Source organism: Streptomyces sp. NPDC002580 (assembly GCF_042889485.1).
Taxonomy (GTDB): domain Bacteria; phylum Actinomycetota; class Actinomycetes; order Streptomycetales; family Streptomycetaceae; genus Streptomyces.
Window position 1 is genome coordinate 393613 of sequence record NZ_JBIAQZ010000003.1, and the last position, 17796, is coordinate 411408.

Annotated in this window: 15 protein-coding genes and 2 pseudogenes; 7 read left to right on the forward strand and 10 right to left on the reverse strand. The window is 73.4% G+C overall.

The window, feature by feature from the left end; genetic code table 11:
- Positions 1-23: 23 nt before the first annotated feature.
- On the forward strand, positions 24-839 hold the full coding sequence (locus tag ACFYW7_RS12745; RefSeq protein ID WP_389501106.1) for a hypothetical protein: 816 nt from the start codon (positions 24-26) through the stop codon (positions 837-839).
- An 81-nt stretch (positions 840-920) separates the two neighbouring features.
- On the opposite strand, the gene ACFYW7_RS12750 is transcribed toward ACFYW7_RS12745, so the two are convergent.
- On the reverse strand, positions 921-2270 hold the full coding sequence (locus ACFYW7_RS12750; protein WP_389501108.1) for a hypothetical protein: 1350 nt from the start codon (positions 2268-2270) through the stop codon (positions 921-923).
- 321 nt (positions 2271-2591) lie between these two features.
- On the opposite strand from ACFYW7_RS12750, the gene ACFYW7_RS12755 reads away from it, so the two are divergent.
- Positions 2592-3953 (forward strand): molybdopterin-dependent oxidoreductase, encoded by a 1362-nt coding sequence (locus tag ACFYW7_RS12755; protein WP_389501110.1) that lies wholly within the window; start codon positions 2592-2594, stop codon positions 3951-3953.
- A gap of 514 nt (positions 3954-4467) precedes the next feature.
- Here the strand turns inward: ACFYW7_RS12755 and ACFYW7_RS12760 are convergent.
- The 3 genes and pseudogenes from ACFYW7_RS12760 to ACFYW7_RS12770 all read right to left on the reverse strand — a co-directional run.
- Positions 4468-5502, reverse strand: coding sequence for a class I SAM-dependent methyltransferase (locus ACFYW7_RS12760; protein WP_389501112.1), 1035 nt, complete (start codon positions 5500-5502; stop codon positions 4468-4470).
- 167 nt (positions 5503-5669) lie between these two features.
- Positions 5670-6275 (reverse strand): annotated as a pseudogene (locus tag ACFYW7_RS12765) (DUF2064 domain-containing protein); the annotation flags it as partial.
- A gap of 254 nt (positions 6276-6529) precedes the next feature.
- Positions 6530-7216 (reverse strand): annotated as a pseudogene (locus ACFYW7_RS12770) (glycosyltransferase family 2 protein); the annotation flags it as partial.
- Between the two features lie 103 nt (positions 7217-7319).
- On the opposite strand from ACFYW7_RS12770, the gene ACFYW7_RS12775 reads away from it, so the two are divergent.
- Positions 7320-8228 carry a response regulator transcription factor gene (locus ACFYW7_RS12775; RefSeq protein ID WP_389501114.1) on the forward strand — a complete coding sequence of 303 codons (909 nt, stop codon included), beginning with the start codon at positions 7320-7322 and terminating at the stop codon, positions 8226-8228.
- Positions 8229-8242: 14 nt separating this feature from the next.
- Positions 8243-9337 carry a sensor histidine kinase gene (locus tag ACFYW7_RS12780; RefSeq protein WP_389501642.1) on the forward strand — a complete coding sequence of 365 codons (1095 nt, stop codon included), beginning with the start codon at positions 8243-8245 and terminating at the stop codon, positions 9335-9337.
- Between the two features lie 134 nt (positions 9338-9471).
- Here ACFYW7_RS12780 and ACFYW7_RS12785 read toward each other — a convergent pair whose 3' ends face one another.
- From ACFYW7_RS12785 to ACFYW7_RS12795, 3 genes are all read right to left on the reverse strand, one after another.
- Positions 9472-10515: an NAD-dependent epimerase/dehydratase family protein gene (locus ACFYW7_RS12785; protein WP_389501116.1), complete on the reverse strand. Its 1044-nt coding sequence runs from the start codon at positions 10513-10515 to the stop codon at positions 9472-9474.
- Between the two features lie 150 nt (positions 10516-10665).
- On the reverse strand, positions 10666-11013 hold the full coding sequence (locus ACFYW7_RS12790) for a hypothetical protein (protein ID WP_389501118.1): 348 nt from the start codon (positions 11011-11013) through the stop codon (positions 10666-10668).
- Positions 11014-11557: 544 nt separating this feature from the next.
- Positions 11558-11902: a MerR family transcriptional regulator gene (locus ACFYW7_RS12795; RefSeq protein ID WP_389501120.1), complete on the reverse strand. Its 345-nt coding sequence runs from the start codon at positions 11900-11902 to the stop codon at positions 11558-11560.
- A gap of 446 nt (positions 11903-12348) precedes the next feature.
- Here ACFYW7_RS12795 and ACFYW7_RS12800 point away from each other — a divergent pair, with 446 nt between their 5' ends.
- Positions 12349-12726, forward strand: a complete 378-nt coding sequence (locus ACFYW7_RS12800; RefSeq protein ID WP_389501122.1) for a hypothetical protein — start codon at positions 12349-12351, stop codon at positions 12724-12726.
- Between the two features lie 102 nt (positions 12727-12828).
- Here the strand turns inward: ACFYW7_RS12800 and ACFYW7_RS12805 are convergent, their stop codons facing one another.
- The 3 genes from ACFYW7_RS12805 to ACFYW7_RS12815 all read right to left on the reverse strand — a co-directional run bounded on the left by ACFYW7_RS12805 (position 12829) and on the right by ACFYW7_RS12815 (position 15551).
- The gene (locus ACFYW7_RS12805) at positions 12829-13143 is read right to left on the reverse strand and encodes an SCO5918 family protein (protein WP_389501124.1); all 315 of its coding nucleotides are present in this window, start codon (positions 13141-13143) and stop codon (positions 12829-12831) included.
- 87 nt (positions 13144-13230) lie between these two features.
- Positions 13231-14724 (reverse strand): DEAD/DEAH box helicase, encoded by a 1494-nt coding sequence (locus ACFYW7_RS12810; protein ID WP_389501126.1) that lies wholly within the window; start codon positions 14722-14724, stop codon positions 13231-13233.
- Between the two features lie 623 nt (positions 14725-15347).
- The gene (locus ACFYW7_RS12815) at positions 15348-15551 is read right to left on the reverse strand and encodes a cold-shock protein (RefSeq protein ID WP_362403354.1); all 204 of its coding nucleotides are present in this window, start codon (positions 15549-15551) and stop codon (positions 15348-15350) included.
- A 799-nt stretch (positions 15552-16350) separates the two neighbouring features.
- Here ACFYW7_RS12815 and ACFYW7_RS12820 point away from each other — a divergent pair.
- Together ACFYW7_RS12820 and ACFYW7_RS12825 are read left to right on the forward strand one after the other, a co-directional pair.
- The gene (locus ACFYW7_RS12820; RefSeq protein WP_389501129.1) at positions 16351-17001 is read left to right on the forward strand and encodes a hypothetical protein; all 651 of its coding nucleotides are present in this window, start codon (positions 16351-16353) and stop codon (positions 16999-17001) included.
- Between the two features lie 197 nt (positions 17002-17198).
- Positions 17199-17651, forward strand: a complete 453-nt coding sequence (locus ACFYW7_RS12825; RefSeq protein WP_389501131.1) for an SHOCT domain-containing protein — start codon at positions 17199-17201, stop codon at positions 17649-17651.
- Positions 17652-17796: the final 145 nt, after the last annotated feature.

A 17796-nucleotide genomic window follows, 5' to 3' on the forward strand; every position in this document is an offset into this window, starting at 1 on the left:
GGACGGCTGACGAAGAGGTGCGCATGAACCCTGGCAGACGAACCGGTGCGGCGGCGGCCATCGCGGGGGCGGTGGCGCTCTCCGTCCTCACGGCCCCGCAGGCGCAGGCCGCGAGCACCGGCATCACCGTGTCGAACGTGGTCGTCAACAAGGGCCTGCCGATCGTGGTCGGCACGTCCGACGAGAAGACCCCCTCGGTCACCTTCAACGTCACGCTGCCGTCCGGCTACACGACGGCCGATCCGTTCGACTGGGAGGCCGAGCCCTACCTCTACCACGGCACCACCGCGGCCGCGGGCGCCGACGACGGTGGCCTCTACATGGGCGGTTACACGTGTTACGAGGACAGTGCGCAGAAGGCGCACTGCGTCGGCGAGCTCACCGTCGACCCGCGCTACGACCTCGACTCGAACGGTGACGCCACGAGCTGGAAGATCGGTCTGGCGCTGCGCCTGTTCAAGTCCAGCGGGGCGCTGAAGGCCGAGGAGTACAGGACGGCATCCGGCGGTGTCCCGGTCAGGCGCTGGGCGAAGGCCACCGTGAACGCCTCCCCGGAGCCGGTGTCCAAGGGCAGGACGCTCACGGTCACGGGCAGCCTCACGCGGGCGGACTGGGTGAAGCACCGTTACGTCGGCCACGCCGGGGCGTCGGTGAAGCTCCAGTTCCGTCCCAAGGGCGGCTCCACGTACTCCACCGTGAAGACGGTGACGTCCAGCTCCACCGGAGCGCTGAAGACCACGGCCACGGCGAACAGCGACGGGTACTGGCGCTGGAGCTACGGCGGCTCGTCCACGACGGGCACGGCCACCTCGGCACTCGACTTCGTCGACGTGAAGTGACCTGACCCGGGCACCCCGGCGTCGACGGCCCCCCGCTCCACCGGAGCGGGGGGCCGTCCGTGTGCTCGGTGTGGTCCGCCCTCACCAGCCCGTCAGCACGAGGTGGTTGAGGAGCAGGGCCAGGCCGGCCTGGGCGGCGAGCCAGGCGCGGGGCCGGGGGAGGAACGCCGCCGCCGGGAGCAGCCACATCGCGAACGGCAGCCAGATCCGCTCGGTCTCCGCCTTGCTCATGCCGGAGAGGTCGGCGACGAGCAGCGCGAGCAGGGCGCCGGTGACGAGCAGGGCCAGCCGGGGAGCCGGCGGCTGCACGAGCGTCCTCACCCGCACGGCCGCGCCGCCCGCCCGGCGCAGCCCCGCCACGGTCGCCGGTCCCACGATGAGCACGGTGCAGGCGAGATTCGCCCACACCCAGTAGGCGTACGGCCGGACGCCTCCCGCTCCTTCGTAGTAGCGGGTGACCAACAGGCGGTACGCCTCCCACCAGTTGAAGCCGAGGAGGGTGAACACCAGCGGCACGACGGTGAGTCCGGCCAGCACGTGGGGGAGGGGGCGGAGCTTGGGGCGGGAGCCGAGCAGCAGGACCACGCCGGCGATCACGGAGATCAGGGTCAGCCCGTACGAGAGATACGCGGTGAGACCGAGGAGGAGGCCGGAGGCGAGGCCCGTCGTGCGCGGCCGGCGCCCCGTGACCGCGAGGGCGAGCAGCGCGACGGCCCAGGCCGCGACGGCCGCGAAGTAGCCGTCCGCGGACGTGCCCATCCAGACGGCCGCCGGGGCGAGGACGAGGAAGGGCGCGGCGCGTCGGGCGAGGCTCTCCCCGGCCAGCGCGCGCACGGTGACGAGCACCGCCACCGACGCCGTCGCCCCGACGGTGACGCACCAGACGCCCGCCCAGGCACCGCCGCCCAGACCGATCCGGTCGAGGAGGACGAAGGTGAGGGTGGCCGCCGGCGGATGACCGGCGATGTGCGCGGGCCAGTGGTCGGGGGAGTGGATCAGGATGTGGTGGGTGAAGTCCCGCAGGGCCGCGGGAATGTCGTGGAAGCGGTCGACCGGGGAGATGACCTGGAGGTATTCGTACCGCGTCGTGAGACGCCGGGCCACGCCCCGCTCCCAGCCGTCGACCAGCGCCAGGGAGAACGTCCACGACGCCGCCGTGCCCCACCCCGCGAACAGCAGCCATCGCCAGGGCAGCCGGGCGGCGACGAGCGGCCCGTAGGCCACCACGGCGACCGCCACGGTGATCGCGGCCGCCGTACCGGGACCGGCGTGCGGGCCCCAGCGCCCGTACAGCGGCGCGGCGCTGACGAACAGGGTGCCGTAGCGGTGCTCGACGAGGTAGCCGACGACCACCGCCGTCAGGACGAGCAGCGCGGCGGCCAGGGCCGCGACCAGGTCGCGGCGGATGTCCCGGGGGCGGTCGGCCGACACCGAGCGGGAGAGGTCAGGTGCAGGTGCAGGTGCAGGGTCAGGTGCAGGACTGGCGGAGGCGGCAGCGGCAGGAGCAGCAGCGGAGGCGGGAGGAAGAGGGGGAGGAGGCGAGGCCGGGGCCGGGGCCGGGGCAGGGGCCGGGGCCGGAGGCCGGGGGGTGGAGCCGGGGTGGTCGCGAGGCAGATCGCGGGGGAGGTCGCGGTTCACACCCGCACGTTAGGCCGGGGTGTTCCGGCGGGTGCCGCCACTGAGGTGGACGTCAGAGTTTCGTCATGGTTTGAGAACCCGTTCGGAGAGTGCCCCCGGCCTACGGTCGGGGGCATGCCACGGTCTCCCTTCACACCCGCCTTCTGGCGCAGCCCGCTGCGCGGCCCCTGGTTCACCTCCGTGCTCGGCGTGGTGCTGCTCGTCGGGATCACGGCGCTGTTCGTGACCGGGCTGCTGTCGTACGCCGCCTACAACCCGAACCTCTCGCCGGTGAACGACAAGACCCCCGACAAGGGTCTCCTCGGCTTCTACCTGTTCTCCTGGCCGACCGATCCGCCCTGGCTGTACCGGCTCACCCAAGGTGTCCACGTCACGCTCGGCCTCGCGCTGATCCCCGTCCTGCTCGCGAAGCTGTGGTCGGTCGTGCCGAAACTGTTCGCGCTGCCGCCGGCCCGCTCGCTCGCGCACGCCCTGGAGCGGCTCTCGTTGCTGCTGCTGGTCGGGGGCGCCCTCTTCGAGTTCACCACCGGGGTGCTCAACATCCAGCTCGACTACCTCTTCCCCGGCTCCTTCTACACGCTGCACTTCTACGGAGCCTGGGTGTTCATCGCGGCGTTCGTGACGCACGCGGCGCTGCGGGTGCCGACGGCCCTGCGCAACCTGCGCCAGGTCCGCGGGGCGGGCCCGAGCGGGGATCCGGGCGTGAGCGGGGGCCCGGGCGCGCAGCAGGGGCGGGCCGATGGTCCGCGGGGGGAGGCCGGTCCCCCGGAGGGCGGGACGGGCGCGCCGCCCGGTTCCGGGGAACCTCCTTGTCCCGAGGACGGGTTGGTGTCCCCCGACCCGCTGCCGCCCACCGTCTCGCGGCGCGGGGCGCTCGGATTCGTGGGAGGCGGATCGCTGCTCCTGGTCGCCACCAGCGCGGGCCGGAGTTTCGACGGACCGCTGCGCGAGACGGCGCTGCTGACCTCGCACGGCGGCGCCGAACCGGGTTCCGGGCCCGCCGGGTTCCAGATCAACAAGACGGCCGCGTCCCGTGGTGTCACCGCGGCGGAGACGAGCGAGGAGGCCTGGCGCCTGGCCGTCACGGGCAAGGGGCGCACGGTCCGGCTGAGCCGCACCGAACTCCGGGGACTCCCGCTGTACAGCGCCGCGTTGCCCATCGCCTGCGTCGAGGGCTGGTCGACGTCCGACCAGTGGTGGCGAGGGGTGCGGCTGCGGGACCTGGCGGGGCTCGTCGGGTACGAGGAGGACGCCGCCCCCGCTGTGCTCGTCGAGTCGTTGCAGCGGCACGGGGCGTTCCGGGTGGCCGCCCTGCGCGACAACCAGGTGCGCGATCCGCGTTCCCTGCTCGCCCTGTTCGTCAACGGCGAGCCGCTGACCCCCGACCACGGCTACCCGGCGCGGGTCATCGTCCCGGCCGCGCCCGGCGTGCTGAACACCAAGTGGGTGGCCCGGATGACGTTCGGAGATCTGTGATGCGACGACCACGCGGGATGCGACGGCGGTCCGACGAGCGAGAGCGGTCCGGCGGGCGAGGGCGGCCTGATGGGCGAGGGCGGTCCGACGGGCCGGAGCAGGCTGAGACGCCGGGGCGGTCCGGCGGGCGAGAGCCGGCCGGGACGCGAGGGCGGGCCGGCGAGGGTCCGGCCGATCTGCGGCGGTCGGCGACGCGTCGGCGCTCCGGCCGGGACCTGATCGGCAGCCCCTTCCAACTCCTGCTGCTGGCTTGCTCGTTCGCGGTAGCCGCCTACGCGGCGGTGCGGCTGCTGACGGACGACTGGTTCGGGGTGGCGCTCTGGTTCGTCGGCGCGGCGGTGCTGCACGATCTGGTGCTGGTGCCGCTGTACGCCGGTGCGGACCGGGCCGTGGCGGTGGCGCTGGACGCGGTCGGACACCGGGACCGGACGATGTACGTCCGGGTTCCGGCGGCCCTCTCCGGTCTGCTGCTCCTGGTGTGGTTCCCGCTGATCAGCGGGCAGGTGGCCGACCGCTACCGGTCGGCCACCGGGTTGCCGGGCGACGACTTCCTGGCCCGCTGGCTGCTGATCACGGCGGCGCTGTTCGCCGGGTCCGCGCTGGTGCTCGTCCTGCGGTCGCCGCGGGCGTCCCGCTCCGGCCCGTTGCGCAGGGCCACGAAGGAACGGCCGCCCGCCGCCCACTGAGCTTCCGGGCGCCATCCGGCACGCGCCGCGTACCGGAGCAGGGCCGGGGTGCCGAGCCGGGCCCACGGGAAGGCGGCCCGGTCGGCGGCCGGCTCCCGGTCCCCGCGCCCGTCCTCGCCCGCGCTCCCTGCCCCCCTTTCCCCTCCCCCGCTCTCTCCCTCGGCGTCCCCTCTGGTTGCGGCCTCGGCTCCGGGTTCCGGCACGCCGGGGTCGTCGGGGTGCGCGGCCCGGACGATGCGGACGTCGACGCGTTCGTCGACGTCCGCGCCCGCCACGGTCTCCGCGATCAGCAGGCCGCCGGGGGCGAGGAGTTGGGCCGTGCGGCGCAGCAGGGCGGCCGGGTCGCCGCCGATGCCGATGTTGCCGTCGACGAGGAGGGCGGTGCCCCAGCGGCCCTCGCCGGGGAGCGGCTCGAAGACCGACCGGTGCAGCGCCTGCCCGCCGAGCCGCACGGTGCGGGCGACCGCGGCCTCGCTGACGTCGATGCCGAGCGCGGGCCGTCCGCGCGCGGCGAGTTCCGCCACCAGCCGTCCCGGCCCGCACCCCACGTCGAGCACGGCGCCCTCGCAGCGCGCCAGCACCCGCAGGTCCACCGCGTCGGCGCGGGCGCACCAGCGCTCCACCTCCAGCGGGAGCAGCCAGCCGTCCGTCCGCCGCAGGAACAACGGCCCCCGGCCGGCGCCCAGCGCGTCCGCGTAGGGATCGGCGGACCAGGAGCGCGCGCCCCGCCCGAACGGCGCCACCGCCGCACTCCCGGCCCCGGTGCCCGCCCCCGCCCCGCTCACCGCCCCGGTCGCCCCGGCGGGCACGGAATCCCGTGCACCGGCCGTTTCCCGGGGCGCCGTCCCGCGGGTGCCCCTCATCGCCCGCCGCCCAGGTGCCCCGCGACCGGGCCGGTGCCGGGTGCGGCGGGGCGCCGGGAGGCGCGAACGGCTTCGAGCCCGGCGACGAATCCCGAGGTCTGCCGGGCCGCCGGACCCGGCACCGGCCCTGCGGCCCGACCGGGCGACGGCCCCGCCGCTCCCGCCGGTGCTCCGAGCCGGGCCAGCTCCGCGGCGAAGCGTCCCCCGGGCGCCATCGCCGCGACCGCCTCGGCGTCCACGGCCGTGTCGACGTCCCGCAGCCGGGGCAGCTCCCGTATCCGCAGCCCCGCCCTGGCCAGGCGCCCTCGTTGCGCGGCACCGGTCGTGGGCGTCGACATCGGTACCCCGCGCAGGAGTTCCGGGTCGGGTTCGGCGAGCCCCAGCGCCCAGAAACCGCCGTCCTCGGCGGGCCCGAAGTACGCGTCGCAGTCCGCGAAGTCCACTGTCAGGAGGGCGGGGGTCACCTGGGGTGTGTCCATGCCGATGAGCAGCGCGGGCCCGTCGCAGCCCGCGAACGCCGCGGCGAGCCGCTCGTCCAGCGTGCCGGGGCATTGCCGTACGACGTCGAAACCGGCCGGGAGCCAGGGGCCGGGCGCCCCGTCGAGGACGAGGACCCGGCGCCGCGCGGGTGTCGCCGCCACCGTCCGCAGCGTGTCCACCAGGGCCGCCTCGGCGAGCGAAGCCGCTTCCCGGGGAGTGAACGGCGGGGTGAGCCGGGTCTTCACGCGCCCGGGCCGCGGTTCCTTGGCGATGACGAGGAGGGTGACGCTCATGGGGCGATTCCTTCGCGGGTCGGCGCGAGGGCCGGTGTCGGGGGCGGTGTCTGCGTCGGGGGTGAGGGCGGTGTCGGTTCCGGGCGCGGACCCGGGTCCTGGGCCGGGGGCCGGTCCGGGGTCTGGGTGGAGGTTCCGGACGGGTCCTGGGCCGGGGTCGGGTGCGGGGCTTGGGTGGAGGTCCGGGTCCGGGTCGAGGTTCGGTTCGGGGTCTGGGCGGGAGGCCGGTCGTGGGGGTCGGTGCCGGTGGGCGCGGGTGGTTCGGCCAGGACGCGGCGCATGTCCCGTACCGCCTGCCAGGTGCCGAGCCAGGTGCCGGTGACCTTGGAGACGCCGGTACGCGGCAGATACGGCACGTCGTGCTCGACGACCCGCCAGCCCTCGTCGGCGGCGCGGACCACCATCTGGAGCGGATATCCGCTGCGCCGGTCGGTGAGCCCGAGGCCGAGCAGCGCCTCGCGGCGGGCCGCGCGCAGCGGGCCGAGGTCGTGCAGGCGCAGGCCGGTCCGGCGCCGGAGCATCCGGGCCAGCGCGAGGTTGCCGACGCGAGCGTGCGCGGGCCAGGCGCCGCGTCCGCTCGGCCGGCGCCGCCCGAGCACGAGGTCGGCCCCGCCCGCCCGGACCTCGTCGACGAACGGCATGAGCAGGGCCGGGTCGAGGGAACCGTCGCAGTCGCAGAAGCAGACGAAGTCCGCGGTCGCGGCGGTCAGCCCGGCGTGGCAGGCGGCGCCGAACCCGCGGCGCTCCTCGCGCACCACGGTCGCGCCGAGCCCGCGGGCCAGCTCCGCGGAGCCGTCGGTGGAACCGTTGTCCACGACCAGCGCGCGCCAGCCGGGCGGGATCCGGGAGAGCACCCAGGGCAGGGCGCCGGCCTCGTTCAGGCAGGGCAGGACCACGTCGACGTCCGGGTCCGGGACGGGAAAGGTCGTCACGGGCTTCACCTTACGAACGCGAAAGGGATATACCGGACTTCATGTCCTTACGAAACTCGGACGTCCGCCCCGGTCCGCCGCACCGGAGGGGACCGGGTGGGACGCTGGCCCCATGGATCAGCCGCACGAATCCCCAGGTGGTGCCGGACCCGCTCCGGGCGGGAGCGGAGTCCCGGGACCGGCCGCGAGCCCGCTCGCGAGGACCGCCGCGCCGCCTCGCGCCGAGCGCACCCGGGTCCTCGTCGTGGACGACGACCCGACCGTCGCCGAGGTCGTCTCCGGGTATCTCGACCGCGCCGGTTACCTCGTCGACCGCGCGGCGGACGGTCCCGCCGCGCTCGCCCGGGCCGCCGCGCACCGGCCCGGCCTGGTGGTCCTCGACCTGATGCTGCCGGGCATGGACGGTCTGGAGGTGTGCCGCCGGCTGCGCGCCCAGGGGCCGGTGCCGGTCATCATGCTCACCGCGCGGGGCGACGAGGACGACCGGATCCTCGGCCTGGAGGTCGGGGCCGACGACTACGTCACCAAGCCGTTCAGCCCCCGCGAACTGGTCCTGCGCGTCGAGTCGGTCCTACGCCGGACCCGGCCGACGGCCGTCGAGCGCCCCCTGTACGCCGCCGGTCTCGCCGTCGACCCGTCGGCCCGCCGCGCCTCGAAGAACGGGGCCGATCTCGCCCTCACCCTGCGCGAGTTCGACCTCCTCGCCTTCTTCCTGCGGCACCCCGGCCGGGCGTACGCCCGCGAGGACCTGATGCGCGAGGTGTGGGGCTGGGACTTCGGCGACCTGTCCACGGTGACCGTCCATGTCCGGCGGCTCCGCGGGAAGGTCGAGGACGACCCGGCGCGGCCCCGGCTGATCCGGACGGTGTGGGGGGTGGGCTACCGCTTCGACGACACCGGGACGCCGCCCGAACCGGCGGCCGAACCGCCGGTCGAAGCGGCAGCGGAACGGGCGGCCGGACCGTCCCGTTCGGCTGCCGGACCGGTTCACCCGGCGACCGAAGGGGAGGCCCGCGCGTGAACGACATACTGGTCATGGCCCTGTTCGCCTTCCTCGGGGCGGCCGCGGCCGGACTGCTCGGGGCCGGCGCGCTCCGGCTGCTCCGGCGCCGCTCGCTCACCGCCTCGGTCGCGGTCGTCGCCGCCGTGGCCGTCGGCGCGATGCTCGCGGGCACGCTGGCGGTGGCGTGGGCGATGTTCCTGTCCCCGCACGACCTCAGCGTGGTCACGACGGTCGCCGCCATGGCGGCCGTCGTCTCCCTGGCCACCGCGCTCCTGCTGGGCCGCTGGGTCGTGGCCGGGAGCAGGGCGCTGACCCTCGCCGCCCGGTCCTTCGGCGACGGTGGCGACTTCGCGGCCCCGACGGGCCCGTCGACCGCCGAACTCTCCGCGCTGAGCCGCGAGTTGGCGGCCACCAGTCGCAAGCTCGCCGAGTCCCGCGACCGTGAACGCGCCCTGGAGAGCTCGCGCCGTGAGCTCGTCGCCTGGATCTCGCACGACCTGCGCACCCCGCTCGCCGGCCTGCGGGCGATGTCCGAGGCGCTGGAGGACGGCGTGGCGGCGGATCCGGACCGCTACCTGCGCCAGATCCGTACGGAGGTCGAGCGCCTCAACGCCATGGTCGGCGACCTCTTCGAACTCTCCCGGATCCACGCGGGCGCCCTCGCGCTGTCCCCCTCCCGGGTCTCCGTGTACGACCTCGTCGGCGACGCCCTCGCGGGCGCGGACCCGTTGGCCCGCGAGCACGGCGTACGTCTGGTCGGCGCCCGGATCGAGCAGGTGCCGGTCGAGGTGGACGGCAAGGAGATGAGCCGCGTGCTCGGCAACCTCCTCGTCAACGCGATCCGCCGTACGCCCGCCGACGGCACGGTCGCGGTCGCCGCCGAACGCTCGGGCACGGGTGTCGTCCTGTCCGTCACCGACGGCTGCGGAGGCATCCCCGAGGAGGATCTCGCGCGGGTCTTCGACACCGGCTGGCGCGGCACCCACGCCCGTACCCCGCCCGCCGGAGCGGGCCTCGGCCTCGCCATCGTCCGCGGCATCGTCGAGGCCCACCGGGGCCGGGCCGCCGTCCACAACGTCCCCGGCGGCTGCCGGTTCGAGGTCACCCTCCCCATGGTGAGCGGGTGAGGGACGCCCGTCCGAGCGACCGGGGCGACCGGGGTGTCCGCTCCCGGACGCGCACGCGCGCACCGGCCGTTCCGGGACGCGCGCACCGTCCGTTCCCGGAGGCGGCGGCCGCCCGCCGTCCGTTCCCGGACGCGTTACGCGCGCACCGGCGGGGCGCAGGGACTCCCGGGTAGCCGCGCGTCCCCCTCGCTGCGCAGCGGGGCCGCCGCGAACTCCCGCATCCCCTCGGCGAATCCGGTCTCCGCCCGCCATCCCAGCTCGGCCCGCAGCCGGGCCGAGTCCGCGGTGATGTGCCGTACGTCGCCCAGCCGGTACTCCCCGGTCACGACCGGCCCGGGCCCGCCGTACGCGTCCGCCAGCGCCCGCGCCATCTCGCCGACCGTACGGGGCTCGCCGCTGCCGGTGTTGTAGACGGCGAGGGCACCGTGCCGTGAACTCGCCTCCAGCGCGGCCACGTTGGCTGCCGCCACATCCGTCACGTGGACGAAGTCCCGCCGCTGTCCGCCGTCCTCGAAGACGCGCGGGGCCTCACCGCGGGCCAGCGCGGACCGGAAGAACGAGGCGACGCCCGCGTACGGGGTGTCGCGGGGCATGCCGGGGCCGTAGACGTTGTGGTAGCGCAAGGACACCGCGGTGCCGTCCGTGGACCGGGCCCAGGCCGCCGCGAGATGCTCCTGGGCCAGTTTGGTCGTCGCGTACACGTTGCGCGGGTCGGCGGGCGCTTCCTCGTCCACCAGGCCGGGTGCCAACTCCTCGCCGCAGGACGGGCACCGGGGTTCGAAGCGGCCCGCGTCCAGGTCGGCGACCGCGCGCGGTCCGGGCCGCACCACCCCGTGCCGCCCGCACACGTACCGGCCCTCCCCGTACACGACCATCGAACCGGCCAGCACCAGCCGTCGAATCCGCGCGTCCGCCATCGCGGCGAGCAGCACGGCCGTACCGAGGTCGTTGCGCGACACGTAGGCGACCGCGTCGGCGAACCCGACGCCGAGGCCCACCATCGCGGCCTGATGGCACACCGCGTCCACGCCCCTCAGCGCGTCCGCGACGGACTCGGCGTCGCGCACGTCGAGTCCGTCCCGCAGGTCGAACACGACCGCCTCATGCCCCCGCGCGCGCAGCGCCGTGACGACATGACCTCCGATGAAACCGGCTCCGCCGGTGACCAGTACACGCATGACAGGAACGCTAGGACCGCCGGCCCGTGAGACGGCAGCACCGCGCCCCCACGTCACGGCACCGTAAGAACCGGTCCGGCGGGACCGGCCGGGTTCCGGCCGGTCCGGGGCCGGGCAGTCCGGGGCCGGGCGGCGGGGGCGCGGCGCGTACTACATGCGCAGCAGTCGCTGGGTGATCTCGCGGTACTGCCGCAGCGCGTGCCGGAGCTCGTCGGAATCCGTGGCGGGATCCTGGCCGTGCCAGCCCTCGTGGAGGGCGCTCCGCCGTTCGGTGAGGGCGCTCATGAGCTGGGCCGCGGCCTCGTCGAACGCGCTCTCGGCCTCTTCCAGCGCCTCGCGCGGGCTGTGCGCGAAGGTGTTGAGGGCGTGGTGGAGCCGCTGGGTGAGCGCGGCCCGCTCGTCCGGCCCGAGCAGCGGCTCCGGGCCCGGCGTACGACGCCCGGCGGAACCGGGCTGCCTGTCCGGGGGCTGCTGGGCGCGTGTCTGGTCGTACATCATCGAAAGGCCACTTCCTGTACGTCGTACGGGGCAGGCGCGGAGGCGAGCGAGTGGCGACGACCGGACGGTGACGATCGCGTGGTGACGACCGGCTGCCGACGGCCGACTGCCGACGATCGGGTGGTGATAATCGGCCGGGCGTTCCGGAAGGGGTTCGCCGCGGTGATCACGGCCGTCACGGTCACCGGAGGCACGGGCTGTACACCGGGCTGTCAGTCAACGCCGGGTGCCCCCCTGTGTCAACGCGGCCCCGCCGCCGTCCGCGGGCGCGCACGACCGCGTGCGCCGGCCGGGAGCGTCGGCGGCGCGTGCCGAACGCGCCTGCCGACCGGCAGCTCGGGAAGAGGGCTCGGGAAGGGGGCTCGGGAAGGGGGCTCGGAGGCGGGCCCGGCGGGTCCGGGATGAGGGGGCCGGGGTGAAGAGGACCGGGGGAGCAGGGACCGCCGGGAGCGGGTGGGGCGATTCCGCTCGACCGTGAGGGATCGACACGGGCCGACACGGTCCGACCGGCCTCGGGCCGGTCCGTCCGGTGTCGCGTCTCCGGTCAGCCGGCGTTGGATCCCTCCGGAGCCTTCTGGGCGGCGCGCCGGTACTCGGCGTTGATGCGCTGGGCGTCCTCGAGCTGGTCCTCGAGGATGACGATGCGGCAGGCCGCATCGATCGGGGTTCCCCTGTCGACGAGCTCGCGCGCGCGGGCGGCGATCCTCAGCTGGTAGCGGGAGTAGCGCCGGTGCCCGCCCTCCGAGCGGAGCGGAGTGATCAGGCGGGCCTCGCCGATGGCTCGGAGGAATCCCGGCGTGGTGCCGAGCATCTCGGCCGCCCTGCCCATCGTGTACGCGGGGTAGTCGTCGTCGTCGAGACGACCACTGAGTGGTGTGTCCGCTGTCATTTCACCTCGTTGTGGCACGCGTCGAGGGGCCCTGCTGCCGTACGGCACCAGGGCCCCGAAGGAAATTGAACACCATCTGCCGGCTCTACTGCGGAGCCGACCGTCTGTTTCCGCTGCCGGGCCCGGGTGACGGGCGGGTGAGCGGGGATCGTGGAGGCGTGACCGGGAACCACCTTCCATTCCGGGTTCATGCGGCACCCGGGTCCGGGGACGCGCCCCGGGCCGGGCGATCCTGATGGCGTCTCGCTTCCTCCGTCCTTCCTCGGGATCGAACACTTGTCGGGGCGGTATCGAACTCCGCCGGTCCGACGATGTCTCTACGAGAAAGCCTAATCACGTCCTCGAGTGATGTCTACTGTGACAAAGGCAGATTTCGCGCTGCTCAGGGCGTAGAAATTCTGCGGCGCGCGGCGTCGGGCGGGGCCGCTGAAATAGACTCGGGTCTCATGTCGAACCCTGACGAGCTGCTCGTCGACATCACCGCCATGGTGGAGACCGGCCTCAGCACTCAGATGTCGTTGACCGTGATCGTCGGCGGTGCCGTGATCACCGGCCGGCTGGCTCCCGAGGCCGTGTGGCGGGAGCGGGTGTCGGAGGTCCTGAAGGACTCGGACCGGCTCGGTCCGTTCTCCGAGGTCTTCGCCCCGGTCGACAAGGCGGGCCGGACCGGCCGTGCCGGTGCGGCGCCGACTCATCTGCACTTCCATCTCGCCCGCATCCTTCAGGGCAACGTCGGCATTCCCGAGACCGGCGGCATGTACCGCGTCGCGATCGAGGACGTCAGCGCCTGGACCGTGGGCGACTTCCGCTACTCCGATCAGTGAGCAGACGTCCCGCCGCGGCCGGCGGGACGCGACGAGGGCCCCGCCGACCTGTGTCGGCGGGACCCTCGTGGTGTCCTGGTGTCCTGGTGTCGGCTGCTGCCCTCAGCTCTCGAGCGGGGTGGGGCTGCCGAGCAGGGCGGACGCGTTCTGGAGCGGGCTGAGCGCGACCGGCGGCGCGACCGCTTCCGGGGTGCGGCAGGTGAAGCCGAGGCGGGCCATGGCGCGGGTGACTTCACCGCTGGTGAAGTCGCGGCGGTCCTGGCGGGTGATGACCTCGCCCACCTGCTTGACGGGGTAGTGGACGCGGCCGATGATCACGGACTCGCCCGTGATCGGCTCGGGCTTGATGCCCTTCATCGAGTCCAGCACCCCGCTCTTGGAGAGGTCGAACGGGAAGCGGGCGATGACACAGCGCATGATGCCTCACAGGTGACGGGAGAACGGGCCGAGCGGATACGGCGGCGCCCGGTCGGCGGACCGGGGCGCTGCCGTCACGGACTACGACTACTGCTGGGCGGTGCGGTGCGCGGAGGTACCGCTGGGCCGGCCCTGGCCGGAGCGGCCGCGGCGGCCCCGGGAGGAGGCGGAGGCGCCGCGACGCGGACGCTCCGTCACCGGCGCGCGGATCACGACCGGCACGCCCGAGGGGGCCTGGGCGCCGGTGATACGGCTCAACTCCGCTTCGCCGGAACGAACTTGGCTGGTCTGCGGGGTGATGCCGGCGGCGATCATCAGCCGGGTCATGTCGCGTCGCTGGTTGGGGGTGACCAGGGTGACGACGCTGCCGGACTCTCCGGCGCGGGCGGTGCGGCCGCCGCGGTGGAGGTAGTCCTTGTGGTCGGTCGGCGGGTCGACGTTGACGACGAGGTCGAGGTTGTCGACGTGGATGCCGCGGGCCGCGACGTTCGTCGCCACCAGGACCGTCACGTGCCCGGTCTTGAACTGCGCGAGGGTCCGGGTGCGCTGCGGCTGGGACTTGCCGCCGTGCAGGGAAGCGGCACGGACACCGCTGTTCAGCAGGTGCTCGGTCAGCCGGTCCACCGCGTGCTTGGTGTCCAGGAACATGATCACCCGGCCGTCGCGCGCCGCGATCTCGGTGGTCGTCCGGCTCTTGTCCGCCGCGTGGACGTGCAGGACGTGGTGTTCCATCGTGGTGACGGCGCCCGCGGACGGGTCGACGGAGTGGACGACCGGGTCGGTGAGGTAGCGGCGGACCAGCAGGTCGACGTTGCGGTCCAGGGTGGCGGAGAAGAGCATCCGCTGGCCCTCGGGGCGGACCTGGTCGAGCAGCGCGGTGACCTGGGGCATGAAGCCCATGTCGGCCATCTGGTCGGCCTCGTCCAGGACGGTGATCGCGACCTGGTTCAGCCGGCAGTCGCCCCGCTCGATGAGGTCCTTGAGACGGCCCGGCGTCGCGACGACGACCTCGGCCCCGCCGCGCAGGGCACCGGCCTGCCGGCCGATCGACATGCCGCCGACGACGGTGGCCAGGCGCAGCTTCACGGAGCGGGCGTACGGAGTGAGCGCGTCGGTGACCTGCTGGGCCAGCTCGCGCGTGGGCACGAGGATCAGGGCCAGCGGCTGGCGGGGCTCGGCGCGCTGTCCGGCGGTGCGGGCCAGCAGGGCGAGGCCGAAGGCCAGGGTCTTGCCCGAGCCGGTGCGGCCCCGGCCGAGCACGTCACGCCCCGCGAGGGAGTTCGGCAGCGTCGCCCCCTGGATCGGGAAGGGGACGGACACGCCTTCGTGACCGAGCGCCGCCAGCAGCGGAGCCGGCAGGGCGAGGTCGGCGAACTCCTGCGCGGGCGGCAGGGCCGGGGTGACCGTCACGGGCAGTGCGAACTCACCCTGCGGAGAGGTCTGTTGGCGGCCGTAGCTCTTCGACCGGCTGGGGGCGCCGGAACGGCCGGAGGAGGCGCCGAAGCGGGTGCCGCCCCTCTTGGCGCCGCCGCCCTCGGTCCGGGTACGGGGAAAACGATCGTTCGAACGTGTGCGGTTCATGCGGAACCTTCCTTGACCGGGCGCGTATCAAGGAATTCCCGCAGCCGATGAACGGCGCAGAGAATCGCGAGAACGAGCCGAATGAAATTCGGCACCGAATCGGACCGGTGCAGAATTCTCACGGGATGTCGTTCCGAAGAACGTCGACATCCCGGAAAAGATGAATGGGAAAGACAAAGGGGGTGATGCGGTTCGAGCGGGGTGAAGCGGAAAACGGCCGTGGACGACCCCGGACCGAGCGGTGAGCGGGAATCAGGAGCGGTGGCACGGACGGCACTACGGACATCACTCGGGAGCGGCACCGGGAACGGGCGTGCCGCGGACCCGGAGCGGGCCGGGCTCGGATCGGCACGGACCTGGTGTGGGCCGGGCGCGGATCAGAGGCCACCCGGGTGCGGACCAGGCGTGAGCCGGGCACGGACCGGGAGTGTGGCGATGGCAGCGGGCAGGCGGCAGGAGGCAGGAGGCCAAGAACGGGCCGGAAGTGATCCTGAAACCCCGGAAGCGCGGTCGCGGGTCGAACTCACCGCGGATTACCGGGACGTCTGCGCCGTGCCCGAAACGCGGCGAGCTGGGGCCCGCACCCCAAGGTGCGGGCCCCAGCTGCGCCGTGCATGCAGGTGTCAGACGGAAACGATGTTCTCCGCCGTCGGGCCCTTCTGGCCCTGGGCGATGTCGAACGAGACCTTCTGGCCCTCCTGGAGCTCACGGAAGCCGGAGCTCGCGATGTTCGAGTAGTGGGCGAAGACGTCGGCGCCGCCGCCGTCCTGCTCGATGAAGCCGAAGCCCTTTTCCGCGTTGAACCACTTCACGGTGCCAGTAGCCATGTCAATTCTCCTTCGGGACGGTGTTCGCGATCCGCACTGCACGGACCTCGCGTCGCCGTGATGATTACCCCGCCGGAAAATGACCGGTTATACAAAAGAACTCCACCCTGCGGGGCAGGGTGGAAGCTCACAAGTTTTTGGGAACCACAACTGCAACTGCTATCGACAGTAGCACGGCACGATCGATTGTGCGCGTCAGCAAAGTTCACCCGCCTGTCGATCAAGAAATCCTCACCGCGCCTGACGTCGATTTCTTACGTGGCCGCCACAGATATTGACCCGCCCGGGTCGCAGCGTTTCTGCCGGGGCATCTGGTGCCGGAGTTCGGAAAATGTGACGAAAATCGAATCCGCGTCGGATGTCGAGATCGGGGCCCGCCCCGGATCGGCCCGCCTCGCGCCGGGTCGCCGTCACGGCAGCCCCGCCTGCAGGCCGGCCGCCCATTGTGCCCGCTGGTCGCCGGCCATGGGGAGGAAGCGGACGATCGGCTGGAGGGCTGGAGGGCTGGAGGGCTGGAGGGCTGGAGGGCTGGAGGGCTGGAGGGCTGGAGGGTCGGGGAGTTGGGGAGCCGGAAGGCCGGAGGGCGGTGTCGCAGTGAGTCGGTGGGGTGGTGGGGCAGGGGGTCGGTCGGGTGCGTATGCGGAATCGAGATCGGCCCGCGCACCGCTTTCCGCAACCGCCGGGCGGACCTGTGCTGTCCTGTGGGGCAGAAGCTCGCGGCCGGGCACCTGACGGTCGTATGTCCTGGTCACGCAGGCCGTGACCGGTGACTTCGTCGGTCGAGGAGAAGGATGGGGTCATGCCCGGTCTCAGACGTACGTCGGTGATAGCGCTGGCAGGCGGAATCATGCTGTTGACGGGGTGCCAGGACGAGGACACCGGTTCCGCCGCCACCCCCGCCGCGGGCGCCTCCGCCGAGGCCGCACCACGGGTCGACGCCCCGGCCACGGTCACGGAGCCTTCGTCGGGTTCCGTGACCCCGTCCGACGCCACGCCCGCGTCCACGTCCACGCCGAAGCCTGTCTCGAGCGCGTCGGAACGGGTCACGAAACCCGCTTCCGCGCCGACCGGCCACCCGGTCACGCCCGTCGCCGGCTGCCGGAACCTGGACGTCGGCGATGAGGTGAAGGCCGCCGTGACCCGGGCGTACCAGCAGCGCGTCGTCCACTACGCGCACATCGAGCCCGCGCCGCACAGCTTCTTCTACGGCCAGTGCGGAACCGTCCGTTACGCCGCCACCCGCTTCCAGCCCTTCGAGGGCGCCACGATGGAGGAGCTCGTGGGCATGCAGGACGCGGGCAGCGTCACCAAGTACTTCCGCAGCTCCGGCTCCGGCTGGGACTTCGTCGGGAGCGACGACCTCCCCGTATCGCCGCGCGGTTGCGCGGACGTCCCGGCGATTCCCCGCAGCCTGGCCGCCGCCTGGGGGAACTGCTCCGTCGAGCACTGATCGCCCCGGCAGCCCCCGTGCCCGCCGGAGGCTTCCAGGGGTTCCGGAGTCCAGCACGCACCCGGCCGGGCGTCGGGGGTGCAGTCACGGCCGGGGCAATCTCACCCATATCGGGTGAGGTCGCCCGTCCCCGGCTCGGGCAGTGTGGACGGACGTCATCCGGTCGGAAGCCCGGAAGCGGACGAAGGGACACGTGGATGTACCTCGCATACGACTACCCCCTGCTCGGCGTCTTCTGGACCATGCTCTGGCTGTTCCTCTGGGTCATGTGGTTCTTCCTGCTCTTCAAGATCGTCTTCGACATCTTCCGGGACGACTCGTTGGGCGGCTGGGGCAAAGCGGGCTGGCTCGTGTTCGTGATCGTGCTGCCGTTCCTCGGCGTCTTCGTCTACCTGATCGCCCGCGGCAAGGACATGGGCCGCCGAGACATGTCGCAGGCGATCGAGCAGAAGCAGGCGTTCGACTCCTACGTCCGTGAGACGGCGGGTGGCAGCCGGGCCAGCAGCGCTGACGAGATCGCCAAGCTCTCCGAGCTGCGCACCCGTGGTGACATCACGGAGGAGGAGTTCCAGCGGGCGAAGCACCTGGTCCTGAGCGGCGGCCGCCCCGCGGACAGCGCCTCCGCGACCCCCGCCCCCCACCGCAGCTGAGCACCGGCCGAAAGTGGTCGCGGTGGCGGGGTGGCGGGGTGACCACGAAGTCGCCCCACTGCGGCCCGCGCCGCTCCGCTGAAGGCGAGCCCCGCCCGTCGATCCGGGCAACGGGAACCCCCAGGCCGTCGACCTGGGGGTTCCT